This window comes from Proteus sp. CA142267 (assembly GCF_003336825.1).
Classification (GTDB): domain Bacteria; phylum Pseudomonadota; class Gammaproteobacteria; order Enterobacterales; family Enterobacteriaceae; genus Proteus; species Proteus terrae.
Map to the genome: position 1 here is coordinate 60,292 of NZ_QPMG01000002.1, position 14,362 is coordinate 74,653.

The following is a 14,362-nucleotide window of genomic DNA, read 5'->3' on the forward strand; positions in this document are numbered from 1 at the left end:
GTTTGAGAATGATTAATCGAAATGAATAACAGTTCGGATTGATTTACCTTCGTGCATTAAATCAAAAGCTTCATTAATTTTTTCTAATGGCAGTTTATGGGTAACAAAAGGCTTAAGTTCGATATTACCTTTCATTGCATCTTCAACCATATCGGGTAATTGACTACGTCCTTTAACACCGCCAAAAGCAGTACCTTTCCATGAGCGCCCTGTAACTAATTGGAATGGACGGGTTGAGATCTCTTGTCCTGCACCGGCTACACCAATAATAATGGATTGACCCCAACCGCGATGCGCACTTTCTAACGCGGCTCTCATGACATTAACGTTACCAATACATTCAAAAGTATGATCAACACCCCATTGTGTCATTTCAACAAGTACTTGCTGAATAGGCTTGTCGTAGTCGTTAGGATTTAAGCAGTCAGTTGCACCAAATTGGCGCGCTAATGCAAATTTTTCAGGATTTGTATCGATAGCAAAAATACGACCAGCTTTGGCTTGTCTTGCACCTTGAAGAACGGCAAGACCAATACCGCCTAAACCAAACACAGCAACAGAGTCACCTTCTTGCACTTTTGCTGTATTGTGAACTGCGCCAATACCTGTTGTTACGCCACAACCTAATAAACAAACTTCTTCGTGATTGGCTTCTGGATTGATTTTTGCCAAAGAAACTTCAGCCACCACAGTGTATTCGCTAAAAGTAGAGCATCCCATATAGTGATAAATAGGCTGTCCGTTGTAAGAAAAACGTGTTGTCCCATCTGGCATTAAACCTTTACCTTGCGTTGCTCTGACTGCAACACATAAGTTTGTTTTGCCTGATTTACAAAATAAGCATTCGCCACATTCAGCTGTGTACAGAGGAATAACGTGATCGCCAGGTTTAACACTGGTGACACCTTCACCGATTTCGACAACCACACCTGCGCCTTCATGACCAAGAATAGCAGGGAATACACCTTCAGGATCATCACCAGAAAGCGTAAAAGCGTCTGTATGGCAAACGCCCGTGTGGCTGATTTTTATGAGTACTTCACCTGCTTTTGGTGGCATCACATCAACTTCAACGATTTTTAAAGGTTCTCCTGGTCCAAATGCGACCGCAGCACGAGATTTCATGGTGTATCCTTTTTTGTTATTAACGCAGGTAAGTGCGGATAAGTGAAATGGCATCATCAACGGAATTTTTTTGATCTTCAGGAGAAGCGACGGCATCCATAAGACCTTCACGTAAATGACTTTCGAGCACACCAGCCATCAGGCCGTTGATAGCACCTCTGATGGCGGCAATTTGTTGTAATACCTGACCGCATTCGTTTTCATTTTCAAGGGCAGTTTCTAATGCAAGAAGTTGCCCTTTAATTTTTCTTACACGAGTTAACGCGGCTTTTTTTTCTGCTGGTGAGTGTGGCATACATAATCCTTAAATATACTATAGGGGAGTATAGTATTTAGGGCGGTATATGTACAGAGAGAGCAATAATGTGTGGAATGATGAGAATAAATAAAAATGTTGGTGTGGAGCTTATTGGTCTTTGAGAGCAGAGGGATAAAAAAAGATGGAGAAGAAATGATATTTAGATAGCGGATAGGAAAAACGCAAGAGACAGAAACAAAAAAGACCCGCTATGCGAGTCTTATCTGTTGATTCGTGATAAACACGTTAGTAATCAATGGTGCGGGAGGCGAGACTTGAACTCGCACACCTTGCGGCGCCAGAACCTAAATCTGGTGCGTCTACCAATTTCGCCACTCCCGCAACAACTTGGAGAAAAAAAGACTCGCTCAGCGAGTCTCTCTTTCAAAATATGGCTGGGATACCAGGATTCGAACCTGGGAATGCCAGGATCAAAACCTGGTGCCTTACCGCTTGGCGATATCCCAAAAAATGGTGGCTATGACGGGATTCGAACCTGTGACCCCAACATTATGAGTGTTGTGCTCTAACCAGCTGAGCTACATAGCCGTATTGAATCTAGCTATCTTTCTTTTGAAAGATGGCTGGGGTACCAGGATTCGAACCTGGGAATGCCAGGATCAAAACCTGGTGCCTTACCGCTTGGCGATACCCCATCCGCTAATTCAATTGTCAACACACTTATTTATCAGAAATATGGCTGGGATACCAGGATTCGAACCTGGGAATGCCAGGATCAAAACCTGGTGCCTTACCGCTTGGCGATATCCCAACTGATAAATTCTTGACGAGGTTAAAATGGTGCGGGAGGCGAGACTTGAACTCGCACACCTTGCGGCGCCAGAACCTAAATCTGGTGCGTCTACCAATTTCGCCACTCCCGCAAAAAGATGGTGGCTATGACGGGATTCGAACCTGTGACCCCAACATTATGAGTGTTGTGCTCTAACCAGCTGAGCTACATAGCCATCTTTTTTTGCATAACCTTCGTCGGCGTTGCGGGGCGCATTATGCGTATTACAGACAAATCCGTCAACTGCTTTTTGCATTAATTTTCGAGAAACGTGTCCGTTTGCTCGATGGTTAATCATTTTGTCGAAAAAAGATCCAAAAAACAACCTTGTTGATGAAAAAATATCTCAAAGAATAAGGCGCAATAGTGTGTGAATAAAAAGAAAAAACAAAGCAGTAAGAGAAATGATATTAAGTCAAAGAGGGGAAAGATGGAGAACAATGGGCATAAAAAAAGAAACGAGGTGAAAAACTCACGCTACATTTCTTTTTCTTTGAATATTACTGATTGAATTTTAGACTTATTTCACAATAAAAATCAGAAAAGTGCACATTCAACGCAAAAAGTATGATTTATCAACGATAAATTACTTTTCTAACAGCTGTTGAAGCAATTCTCCGTTAAGCATCGCGCGTTTAGTCAAGGCAAAAGCCCCTATGGCAGAACGATGATCAAGCTCTGATGTGACGACAGGAAGCTCTTCTCTGAATTCTTTTAATACTTGTGTATTAATGCAACTTTGAATTGAGGGAAGTAAAACTTCGGCTGCTTCAGTCAATTCACCCGCTAAAACTACTTTTTGTGGGTTAAATAGGTTAATAGCAATCGCAATAGCTTTACCTAAGTGTAAACCCACTTGTTTGATGGTTTCGACTGCTAGTGGGTCATTTTTAACCGCGGCTCGACAAATATCTTGGATTTGGCACTGTGCTGGCGATAAATACTGACTTGGATAGCCTTGCTCTAATTGATAGCGCACTTTGGCTTCGATAGCTGTATTGGATGCAATCGTTTCTAAACAACCAAAGTTACCACAATGGCAACGTTCACCTAGAGGATCGATTTGAATATGACCAATCTCTCCTAAGTTACCACGTTGATTGAGCAGAATTTTATTATTAATAATAACACCAGCACCTGCACCACGATGGATTCGGACTAGTAATGAGTCTTCACAATCTCTTGTAGCACCAAAATAGTTTTCAGCTAGCGCAAGACTGCGAATATCATGCCCAGCATAGCAAGGCAAGCTAAAACGTTTTTCTAAGCTATTTACCAGAGCCCAATTATCCACTTTCATATGAGGCATATAACGAACAATGCCTTTATTTGGATCAACAAGGCCGGGTAAGATCACAGAAATTGAAATAAGCTCACGAATACGACGCTGATTTTGTTTAATAAAATCATCAATTGCATTGATAAGAAGAGCTTCAACTTCATTTTGAGTACTTTGCTCTAAAGGGTAGTGTTGCTCAATGATGACTTTTCCACTTAGATCATAGAGAGCAACAGTGGCATCATTACGCCCTAATCGCACACTGACGGTATTAAAATTGCGGTGTTCAACAATAATAGAAATTGCGCGACGTCCACCCGTTGATGCTTGTTGATCAACTTCTTTAATTAAGCCTCGTTCAAGCAACTGACGAGTAATTTTAGTCACACTGGCTGGCGCTAGTTGGCTTTGTTCGGCTATTTGAATACGGGAAATTGGCCCGTGTTGATCAATCAGCCGATACACAATCGCACTGTTAAGTTGTTTAACAAGATCGATATTGCCAATTTGCGTTTCAGTGTTGTTATGACTCATCAGCATATACATCCATTAGTTATTCAGTTATTTCGATACCATTGACAAACGTTGTACAAAGGTTGAAGTCCTTATCAAAAGAAGCGAGGTTAGCAATTTTTCCAGCTTCAATTGTTCCCAATTCTTTTTCCATTCCAATTGCACGAGCAGGATACAGTGTTGCCATCCGCAATGTTTCATCTAATGGAATGCCTACATGGATCACGCTATTTTTAATTGCACCAATCATGGTTAGTGATGATCCGCTTAATGTACCATCTGCATCGACACAAAGGCCATTACGATAATATATGGTTTTACCAGCAAAAACGAAGCTATCCATCTCATTTTTGCTAGGATCAAGCCCCGCTGGCGCAGTTGCGTCTGTGACTAAAAGTAATTTTTCACCTTTCAAACGCTTACTGTTACGAATATTTGCCCATGAAACATGTAAACCATCAGCAATGATACCAGCATAAACTTCAGGTGTATCATAAATGGCACCTACAAGCCCTGGGCCTCTGCCTGTAATATAAGGCATTGCGTTGTAAAGGTGAGTCGATAATGAAATACCATTACGGAACCCTTTACGTGCTTCTTCATAAGTCGAATTAGAATGACCCGCAGAAACAATGATACCTGCTTTGATTAATTGACGAACATACTTTTCATCAACCATTTCTGGTGCAAGGGTGATTTTGGCGATGACATCAGCGTTATCGCACAAATAGCTAATCATCTGAGCACTCGGTTGACGAATAAATTGTGGATCATGAGTCCCTTTTTTAATCACATTGATATATGGGCCTTCTAAATGTAATCCCAACACTTTATTTTCATGTTTCTTCATATAAGCACGCGTTGCTTCAATGCCTATTTTCATCAATTCATCAGAACAGGTAATTAACGTTGGTAAATAGCTAGTGCAACCTAAGCGTTCATTCGCTTTTTGCATAATTTCTAATGTTTCAACGGTGACATTTTCAGGCGTATCATTAAATTGCACACCACCACAACCATTTACCTGTAAATCAATAAAACCAGGAGAGACAATTGCACCTTTCATATCACGAACAGTGATATCTTTTGGCAGTTGATCCAGTGGGCAAACCTGCTCAATACGGGAGCCGTTGATAATAATGGCGTGGTTTTCTAAACGGTCGTAACCTGTATAAATAACAGCATTTGTTAAGGCAAACATACCTTTGTCTCCTGATAAGGGAAGTCAATCTAAAAAGCCGATATCAGCCAGCAAATTCTGGCTGATAAGTAAGAGAGCTTAGCCTTTTCCGCTACTTAATCAGTAGGTACTTATTTTACTAAACTTAGTCTTGGTATTTCTGACACTCTTGCGCTTCAATCTGTTGGAAGTAACGTAATGTTTTTACACGTAATTCCATTGTTGCAGGATCATCACACACTAAAATTGCTTTAGGGTGAAGTTGAACACAGGAAATCGTCCATAAATGGTTAACAGCGCCTTCTGTTGCAGCATGTACTGCTTGCGCTTTATTAAAACCGGTTGCCAAAATCATTAATTCTTCAGCGTCTAATAATGTGCCGACACCAACTGTTAGTGCATATTTAGGAACATGATTAACATTATTGTCGAAGAAACGTGAATTTGCTAAGCGTGTATCTTCAGTTAGCGTTTTCATTCGAGTGCGTGAAGAGAGTGATGACGCAGGTTCATTAAATGCAATGTGACCGTCGTTACCTACACCGCCCATAAACAGATTGATTTTGCCATAAGACTTGATTTTAGCTTCATAGCGTTCGCATTCTGCTTGTGGATCTTCAGCATTACCATTTAATAAATTGATATTTTCATCTTTAATATCAATATGATTAAAGAAGTTCTCATACATAAATGTACGATAACTTTGTGAATGGTCTGATGGAATACCAACATATTCATCCATATTGAACGTCACAACGTGTTGGAAGCTGACTTTTCCTGCACGATGTAATTCAATTAACTCTTTATATGTCGCCAATGGCGTGCCACCAGTCGGTAAACCAAGTACGAAAGGGCGCTCTGCAGTTGGATTAAACGCGTTGATTTTCTCAACGATGTAATTTGCAGACCACTTACCAACTTGTTTTGCCGTGGATAGGGGGATTAACCTCATAGTAACCTCATAGAAAAAAGACAAATCTGATAACTCAGTAACGTGTTATTTCATCGTGTGATTATCAGTGGCTCATCTATAACACGAATTTCTTTTCATTTTTAGCTGATGATCGAAATGTCCCGCCAAAAGATATTTTTAATCATAAAATAAGCTTTCTGACTTAGCCAGCATTTCAGCTAAAAATTATACGATATTAGTGACTTTAATCACAAATTATGACTAATTAATTTGCGATACAAAATAATTTTTTTAGACTAAAAATGGAATTAAATAATTAGCTCATCAATTTTATTATAAAATATGAATGAGTATGAATAAGATCCCGCATAGGGGCTATCCAAGGGGGAGTTTGTGAATATTTTAAGTTATCTGCAGAAGATAGGGCGGGCGCTGATGGTGCCTGTTGCTACATTACCTGCAGCAGCAATTCTGATGGGGATTGGCTACTGGATTGACCCAGTAGGCTGGGGTGGCGATAACGCGCTTGCTGCCTTACTTATCAAATCTGGTGCTGCCATCATCGACAATATGTCAGTCTTGTTTGCTATTGGTGTTGCTTATGGTATGTCGAAAGACAAAGACGGTGCTGCCGCTTTAACAGGATTTGTAGGGTTTTTAGTCGTGACAACGCTTTGCTCTCCAGCAGCAGTGTCAATGATCAAAGGCCTGCCTTTAGAAGAGGTTCCAGTTGCTTTTGGTAAAATAAATAACCAGTTTGTTGGGATCTTGGTTGGTGTACTTTCTGCCGAGCTTTATAACCGCTTTAGTAGCGTTGAACTGCCTCGCGCACTGTCATTCTTTAGTGGCCGTCGTTTAGTTCCTATCCTAACCTCATTTTTAATGATCATCGTCGCCTTTATTCTGATGTATATCTGGCCTGTAATTTATGGTGGATTAGTCAGCTTTGGTGAAAGCATTAAAGATATGGGGGCATTAGGTGCGGGTATCTACGCATTCTTTAACCGTTTATTAATTCCAGTCGGTCTACATCATGCGTTGAACTCTGTATTCTGGTTTGACGTTGCAGGCATTAACGATATTCCTAACTTCTTAGCAGGTCAGCAAGCTATCGATTCTGGCTTAGCAACTGTGGGTGTAACCGGTCGTTATCAAGCTGGTTTCTTCCCAGTAATGATGTTTGGTTTACCGGGTGCGGCTCTTGCGATCTATCACTGTGCACGTAAAGAGAACAAAGCAAAAGTTGCTGGTATCATGATTGCAGGTGCATTTGCTGCCTTCTTCACAGGTATTACTGAACCGCTCGAATTCTCCTTTATGTTCGTGGCACCAGTGCTCTATGTTATTCACGCATTCTTAATGGCGATTTCTGTTTATATCGCTGCAAGCATGGAGTGGATTTCAGGGTTCGGTTTTAGTGCAGGCTTAGTGGATATGTTCTTATCTTCACGTAACCCACTGGCTGTTCATTGGTATATGCTGATTGTTCAAGGTATTGTTTTCTTCTTTATCTATTACGGTATTTTCCGTTTCACTATCACCAAATTCAACCTGAAAACTCCAGGCCGTGAAGATGATGTGATTGGTGATGAAACTGCTGATGGTTATGATGAAGATATCAAAACAGCGCCAGCAAATAGTAAAGAAGGTATTCAACAAGAAGCTCGTCAATATATTGCAGCGATCGGTGGTTCTGATAACTTAACGGGTATTGATGCTTGTATTACCCGTTTACGCTTAAATGTAAAAGATTCCACAGTTGTTAATGATGCCTATGCAAAACGTTTAGGTGCATCAGGTGTTATTCGCTTAAACAAACAAAGTGTTCAAGTGATTGTGGGTACACGAGCTGAATTAGTCGCTAACGCTATGCGTGATGTATTAACACAAGGCCCAGTTGCCGCTTATGAAGGTACATCAGCTTCAACCGTGTCTACTGAAAAAACACCGGTAAAACAAGCTAATGTTAATGCAAAAGTGTTACTTGAAATGATTGCGCCTTTTGATGGTGAAGTTGTGGCATTGAAAGATGTACCTGATGAAGCGTTCTCTAGTGGTGTTGTTGGGGATGGTGTCGCAATCAAACCAACCTCTAATATCGTGATGGCGCCTGCGACAGGTACTGTTGTTAAGATTTTTGATACAAACCATGCATTTTGTATCGAGACTGACAATGGTGTCGAAATCATCGTGCATATGGGAATTGATACCGTTGCATTAGGTGGCAAAGGCTTTAAGCGTTTAGTTGAAGAAGGTGCAGACGTTAAAGTCGGTCAACCTATCTTAGAATTAGATCTTGAATATCTGAACGCTAATGCCAAATCGATGATAAGCCCTGTCATTGTTAGCAATATCGATGATTTTGATAAGATTGCTGAACAAGTTTCCGGTGTTGTGGTCGGAAATAAAACGGTTATCTACAACGTGTTAAAATAAATTCTATCTAGATATTTAATCCTCTATAAAGAGATGGTTAAATAAGACGATAAAACGGGGAGTCTTTCGAACTTCCCGTTTTTTTATCTCTATTTTGATAAATATCTCAGGGGTGTATTTAGCTAAGGTATTTATGAAACCTGCTTATTGGATTATAGTGGGTTAATTATGCGTTTTGCTTTGAGGAAAAAATGACCATGAATGAGGCAGATGCCCGCCCAACGAACTTTATTCGTCAAATTATTGACGAAGATCTGGCTACTGGGAAACATAATAGCGTTCAAACGCGTTTCCCACCTGAACCTAATGGCTATCTTCACATCGGCCATGCGAAATCAATTTGCCTGAATTTTGGTATTGCTAAAGATTATCAGGGAAAATGTAATCTACGTTTTGATGATACCAATCCAGTAAAAGAAGATATTGAGTACATCAACTCAATTCAAAAAGATGTTCAGTGGTTAGGTTTCCAATGGGAAGGTAGCATTCATTACTCCTCAGATTATTTTGATCAACTTTATCAATATGCGATTGAGCTGATTAATAAAGGCTTAGCTTACGTTGATGAGTTAAGTGCTGAAGAAATTCGTGAATACCGCGGTACATTAAAAGAGCCAGGTAAAAACAGCCCTTATCGCTCACGTAGCGTAGAAGAGAACTTAGCGCTGTTTGAAAAAATGCGTGCTGGTGGCTTTGAAGAAGGTAAAGCGTGTTTGCGTGCGAAAATTGATATGGCATCACCATTTATTGTTATGCGTGATCCTGTGCTTTATCGTATTAAATTCGCTGAACACCACCAAACTGGAAACAAATGGTGCATTTATCCAATGTATGATTTTACCCACTGTATCTCTGATGCACTGGAAAATATCACACATTCTTTATGTACTTTAGAATTCCAAGATAACCGCCGTTTATATGATTGGGTGCTGGATAATATCACTATCCCTTGTCATCCTCGCCAATATGAATTCTCACGTCTTAACCTTGAATACACAGTGATGTCAAAACGTAAGCTGAATCAGCTTGTGACAGAAAACATTGTGAATGGTTGGGATGATCCTCGTATGCCAACAATTTCAGGCTTACGTCGCCGTGGTTATACCGCAGAATCTATCCGTGAATTTTGTCTACGTATTGGTGTGACGAAACAAGAAAATAACGTTGAAATGGCAGCTCTGGAATCTTGCATTCGTGATGACTTAAACGAAAATGCACCACGCGCAATGGCAGTTATCGATCCTGTTCGTTTAGTGATTGAAAATATGCCAGAAGGCGAAGAAATTCTTATTGCGCCAAATCACCCGAATAAACCAGAAATGGGAACGCGTGAAGTACCATTTAGCCGTGAGATCTATATTGATCGCGCTGACTTCAAAGAAGAAGCAAACCGTCAATATAAACGCCTGGTGCTAGGTAAAGAAGTACGTTTACGTAATGCTTATGTTATTAAAGCGGAACGTGTTGAAAAAGACGAACAAGGCGAAATTACGACCATTTATTGTACCTATGATGCAGAGACTCTAAATAAAGATCCTGCTGATGGACGTAAAGTAAAAGGCGTTATTCACTGGGTAAGCATTCCACATGCTATTCCTGCTGAAATCCGTCTTTATGACCGCCTGTTTAGCGTACCAAACCCAGCAGCAGAAGATGATTTCTTATCAACAATTAACCCTGAATCATTAGTTATTCGTGAAGGTTTTGTTGAACGTAGCTTAAAAGATGCAGCTATCGAGAAAGCGTATCAATTTGAGCGTGAAGGCTACTTCTGTGCTGATAAGCTTTCAACAGCGGATAAACTTGTGTTTAACCGTACTGTGGGCTTACGTGACACTTGGGCGAAGATTTCTCAACAAGGTTAATTTGACGTACTTTAAGTCACATTAGTATCTTAATGAATAAAATGCTCGGTAATTATTTATCGAGCATTTTTTTATCTGTTTTACAGCTTATTTCGCTTCATTTTTCATCTATTGATATTAAATATTTACTATTCATAATTTAATTAATCTCTCATTTTTTCTTTTTTTAGGTGATAAATTTCTATTTGTTTCGTTTGAAATAGTTTATTCACTATCGCTTTATTCTTTTGTTTCTTCAGATCATCACGTTAAATAAAGCTGTAATAAGAAAAGTGTGATTCACACCTCATATTTTACATCGTTAAAAAAGATTATTTATAAATACTACTTATTATTCCTTTCTATAAAAAGAAATCTTATATCATTTAAAGATTGCTTTATAAAATATAATTAAATCAATCGATTATATTCATTTTTAATCAATCCTTATAAAAGAAAGAAAATGAAACGATCATTTAGTTATGTGCCCTTTGTCATATTTTGATAAAAATTCTTTTTTTTGGGTTGATAATTCGCGTCGCGAAAAATATGCTGTTTCTAACCTAATTTAGGTTTTTTCCCCACTTGGGGTTTTATATTTGGAAATAGGCATTGTGCTTATTTCTTTTTTAGTCAAAGTCAAAGAGGAAACAATGCTATGGTTATGCAACATGCTAAACCAGGCAGGGTGGCACTTGCCGTTATGGGCGCATTGCTTGTAACTGCACTACCTGCAAAAATGTCTCATGCTGAAGGGTTTATTGATGACTCAACCTTAACAGGCGGTCTTTTTTATTGGCAACGTGACCGTGATAGAAAAGAGTTAACACCAAATAGCCCTGATTACGGCAAATACAAAGCTAACTTACACCATTCTACTTTCAACGCTAATCTAGATTTCTCATCAGGTTACCTCGGTAATTTTATTGGTATTGATTTAGCTGCCTTTGGTGCGGCTGAATTGAATAACAGTGGCCCAGCGGCACCTAACGAAATCGGTTTTAGTGATGCAAAAAGTCGCTGGGATGAAAAATGGACTGGCGATCGCAGCGGCATGAGCGTTTATAAAGCGGCTGCGAAATTCAAATTAGGCAACTTCTGGGCTCAAGGTGGATATATTCAACCTAAAGGCCAAAGCTTATTGCGTCCACACTGGAGCTTCTTACCGGGAACTTACCGTGGAGCTGAAGCGGGTGCTGTCTTTGATTTCGATAAAAGTGGTGAATTGTCTTTCTCCTATATGTGGACCGATGAATACAAAGCACCATGGTATCGGAATATGTACAATTTCCGTAAAGCTGATCTAGAAACGAATATCAGCTATCTTCACTCTTTCGGCGCCAAATATGATTTTAAAAACAGCCTAGTATTAGAAGCTGCATTTGGTCAGGCCGATGGTTATATCGATCAGTATTTTGGTAAAGTTTCTTATGATTTCCCAATTGCTGACAATGCATTAAGAACGTCTTACCAATTCTACGGTGCTAAAGATAAAGTTACCGGTGGAGGTGTTAATGACGTTTATGATGGGCTGGCATGGTTACAAGCACTGACTTTTGGTTATACCTACAATGTATTTGACTTCAAAGTAGAAGGAACATGGGTTAAAGCTGAAGGTAATCAAGGTTATTTCTTACAACGCATGACCCCGGGCTGGGCAACCTCTAATGGTCGTCTTGATGTCTGGTGGGATGGCCGTTCTGACTTTAACGCCAATGGTGAAAAAGCACTCTATGCTGGCGTGATGTATGATCTGAAAAACTGGGATCTGTCAGGCTGGGCGGTAGGTACTTCTTATGTTTACGCATGGGATGCTAAGCCAAGTGGTAAAGCCATTTATGACCAAGGTCAGCGTATCAGAGAAAGTGCATGGAATGCGGATATTATGTATACAGTTCAAGAAGGTCGCGCTAAAGGCACTCTCTTTAAACTTCACTATACCCGTTATGATAACCACTCTGATATTCCTAGTTATGAAGGTGGTTTTGGTAATATTTTCCAAGATGAAAAAGATGTTAAGTTTAATGTGATAATGCCATTCACTATTTTCTAATATTGGCATAAGGATAAAGTGTATTAATTGCACTTTATCCTGAATAAAACTAAAAAAGCTAAATACGATTACGATAAGTAAAAATAAGTAGTAGGAAGGTAGGGATGCAGTAATTAAAAAGAGCTTTATAAATAAGCCTTGTTAATAAAGTGAAGTTGTCAGCAGTAGTAAGAAGTAGAAAAGTAGAAGTAAAAGAGTTGAAGTAAAAAGTAGTAAGAGTCGTTTTAAAATCGCAGTATGTAGTAAAAGTAATGAAGTAAAGTCGTCATGTCATGTCGCCTGAGATAAATGTGAGTGGGTTATGTTTATCTCCAGTGCTTCAGTTATTTCGCAGAATTTGCGTAAGGTATTTACCCTAAGTAAAGGCAGTCAGAGTGGGTATCGTAGTGGGGGGTAAATACCTTTATTTTTCATTCCTTTCTTTTTAGTCCTTTTCATCCTTGTAGGTTTTTTTATTCTATGGCAAATTTCTTGCCATTCATTTGATCTCACCTTATTTATTATTCTGCATTGAATGCTGTTTGATAATGCAAGTTTTCAGGAAGAAGCATGTTAAAGCGATTGGACGATTTTTTATTAGAACCACCATTGAAGCCCTTTAAAGGTATAAAACGATTTATTGTTGAATTTCTTTTTTTTGGTGTAAAAGAGGCGCGTTCTTGTTTATTTGCCGGGTTTTTCTTTTTTATTTTATTTGCAACGCCAAGTAAAGGTGTCTTTGGGATACCCCGTTATGATGTGCTTCTTATTCTCGCTATCGCTTTTCAATTATGGATGGTGCGGGGAAAGTTAGAAACATGGGATGAATTAAAAGCGATCTGCTTTTTCCATATTGTTGGTTTTGTGATGGAATTATTTAAAACATCAGCGGCAATTGGTTCATGGAAATACCCTGATTTTGCTTACACGAAATTATGGGAAGTTCCTTTATTTACAGGATTTATGTATTCCGCGGTAGGAAGTTATTTAATTCAAGCATGGCGTTTTTTAAAAGTCCGAATAGATAATTATCCGCCTTATTGGCTGGCAACATTAGTTGCACTTGCGATTTATATTAATTTCTTTTCTCATCACTTTATTGGTGATTATCGCTGGTATTTAACTGCCTTTATTTTAGGTCTTTATGCCCGTAGTGTGGTTTATTTTACGCCTTATGATACAGAGCGAAAAATGCCCTTATTACTTGCTTTTGTTCTGATAGGTTTCTTTATTTGGCTTGCTGAGAATTTCGGTACATTTTTTGGTGTTTGGCAATATCCTAACCAAATTGGTGCTTGGTCTGCTGTACATGCAGGCAAATGGGGCTCTTGGTCACTATTGGTTATTGTTACATTTACTATTGTGGTTCATTTAAAACATATTAAACACAGTATCAGTGTGGCTAAGTAGAGTTATCCTCGGATTTTAGGCAATAAAAAAGGAACTGTTTACAGTTCCTTTTTTTTACTGAGAGATTATCCAGAATGAATTATTTCTCATCATGTGCGTGGCTATCTTCTTTACAATTGCCTTCAGCGCAGTGGCCATATAAATAAAGGCTATGATTGGAAAGCTTGATACCATGACGTTCAGCGATGTTTCTTTGGCGTAATTCAATTGCATCGTCTGTAAACTCGATAACTTTACCACAATCAAGACAAATTAAATGGTCATGATGGTGTTGTTGAGTTAATTCAAATACTGATTTACCACCTTCAAAATTATGTCGGGTAACAATACCAGCATCATCAAATTGGTTTAAGACGCGATACACTGTTGCCAGACCAATCTCTTCACCGATATCGATGAGTTTTTTGTAGAGATCTTCAGCACTGACATGATGGCACTCAGGATCCTGGAGCACTTCCAAGATCTTTAAGCGAGGAAGTGTAACTTTTAACCCAGCATTTTTTAACGCTTTATTATTGTCGGTCATGCGGATTTAATCC

At 39.2% G+C, this 14,362-nt stretch carries 10 protein-coding genes and 7 tRNA genes; 4 read left to right on the forward strand and 13 right to left on the reverse strand.

The features are described 5' to 3' along the window. Positions 1-12: 12 nt before the first annotated feature. From C0T34_RS06020 to nagB, 12 genes are all read right to left on the reverse strand, one after another. Positions 13-1,125 (reverse strand): S-(hydroxymethyl)glutathione dehydrogenase/class III alcohol dehydrogenase, encoded by a 1,113-nt coding sequence (locus C0T34_RS06020; protein WP_098943881.1) that lies wholly within the window; start codon positions 1,123-1,125, stop codon positions 13-15. A 19-nt stretch (positions 1,126-1,144) separates the two neighbouring features. After that, positions 1,145-1,420, reverse strand: coding sequence for a metal-sensing transcriptional repressor (locus tag C0T34_RS06025; protein WP_036938507.1), 276 nt, complete (start codon positions 1,418-1,420; stop codon positions 1,145-1,147). Positions 1,421-1,680: 260 nt separating this feature from the next. Continuing rightward, positions 1,681-1,765, reverse strand: a tRNA-Leu gene (locus tag C0T34_RS06030). Positions 1,766-1,815: 50 nt separating this feature from the next. Continuing rightward, positions 1,816-1,890, reverse strand: a tRNA-Gln gene (locus C0T34_RS06035). Between the two features lie 5 nt (positions 1,891-1,895). Beyond that, positions 1,896-1,972: transfer RNA gene (locus tag C0T34_RS06040), tRNA-Met, on the reverse strand. Positions 1,973-2,004: 32 nt separating this feature from the next. Continuing rightward, positions 2,005-2,079 (reverse strand) — tRNA-Gln (locus C0T34_RS06045). A gap of 41 nt (positions 2,080-2,120) precedes the next feature. After that, positions 2,121-2,195: transfer RNA gene (locus C0T34_RS06050), tRNA-Gln, on the reverse strand. A gap of 27 nt (positions 2,196-2,222) precedes the next feature. Beyond that, positions 2,223-2,307: transfer RNA gene (locus C0T34_RS06055), tRNA-Leu, on the reverse strand. Positions 2,308-2,314: 7 nt separating this feature from the next. After that, positions 2,315-2,391 (reverse strand) — tRNA-Met (locus C0T34_RS06060). A 411-nt stretch (positions 2,392-2,802) separates the two neighbouring features. Continuing rightward, positions 2,803-4,035, reverse strand: coding sequence for an N-acetylglucosamine repressor (locus tag C0T34_RS06065; RefSeq protein ID WP_098943880.1), 1,233 nt, complete (start codon positions 4,033-4,035; stop codon positions 2,803-2,805). A gap of 13 nt (positions 4,036-4,048) precedes the next feature. Next, positions 4,049-5,209, reverse strand: a complete 1,161-nt coding sequence (gene nagA, locus C0T34_RS06070) for an N-acetylglucosamine-6-phosphate deacetylase (protein ID WP_098943879.1) — start codon at positions 5,207-5,209, stop codon at positions 4,049-4,051. Positions 5,210-5,333: 124 nt separating this feature from the next. Continuing rightward, a complete protein-coding gene (gene nagB / locus C0T34_RS06075; RefSeq protein ID WP_075671607.1) occupies positions 5,334-6,140 on the reverse strand; it encodes a glucosamine-6-phosphate deaminase in 807 nt (268 codons plus the stop codon). A 354-nt stretch (positions 6,141-6,494) separates the two neighbouring features. Between nagB and nagE the strand changes: the two genes are divergently transcribed. The 4 genes from nagE to C0T34_RS06095 all read left to right on the forward strand — a co-directional run bounded on the left by nagE (position 6,495) and on the right by C0T34_RS06095 (position 13,823). After that, positions 6,495-8,537, forward strand: a complete 2,043-nt coding sequence (nagE, locus tag C0T34_RS06080; protein WP_098943878.1) for an N-acetylglucosamine-specific PTS transporter subunit IIBC — start codon at positions 6,495-6,497, stop codon at positions 8,535-8,537. Positions 8,538-8,734: 197 nt separating this feature from the next. Then, positions 8,735-10,402, forward strand: a complete 1,668-nt coding sequence (gene glnS, locus C0T34_RS06085) for a glutamine--tRNA ligase (RefSeq protein WP_098943877.1) — start codon at positions 8,735-8,737, stop codon at positions 10,400-10,402. 637 nt (positions 10,403-11,039) lie between these two features. After that, positions 11,040-12,434, forward strand: coding sequence for an OprD family outer membrane porin (locus C0T34_RS06090; protein WP_098943876.1), 1,395 nt, complete (start codon positions 11,040-11,042; stop codon positions 12,432-12,434). A 549-nt stretch (positions 12,435-12,983) separates the two neighbouring features. Next, positions 12,984-13,823 (forward strand): DUF817 domain-containing protein, encoded by an 840-nt coding sequence (locus tag C0T34_RS06095; RefSeq protein ID WP_098943875.1) that lies wholly within the window; start codon positions 12,984-12,986, stop codon positions 13,821-13,823. Between the two features lie 79 nt (positions 13,824-13,902). Here C0T34_RS06095 and fur read toward each other — a convergent pair whose 3' ends face one another. Beyond that, the gene (gene fur, locus C0T34_RS06100; protein ID WP_023581171.1) at positions 13,903-14,349 is read right to left on the reverse strand and encodes a ferric iron uptake transcriptional regulator; all 447 of its coding nucleotides are present in this window, start codon (positions 14,347-14,349) and stop codon (positions 13,903-13,905) included. Positions 14,350-14,362: the final 13 nt, after the last annotated feature.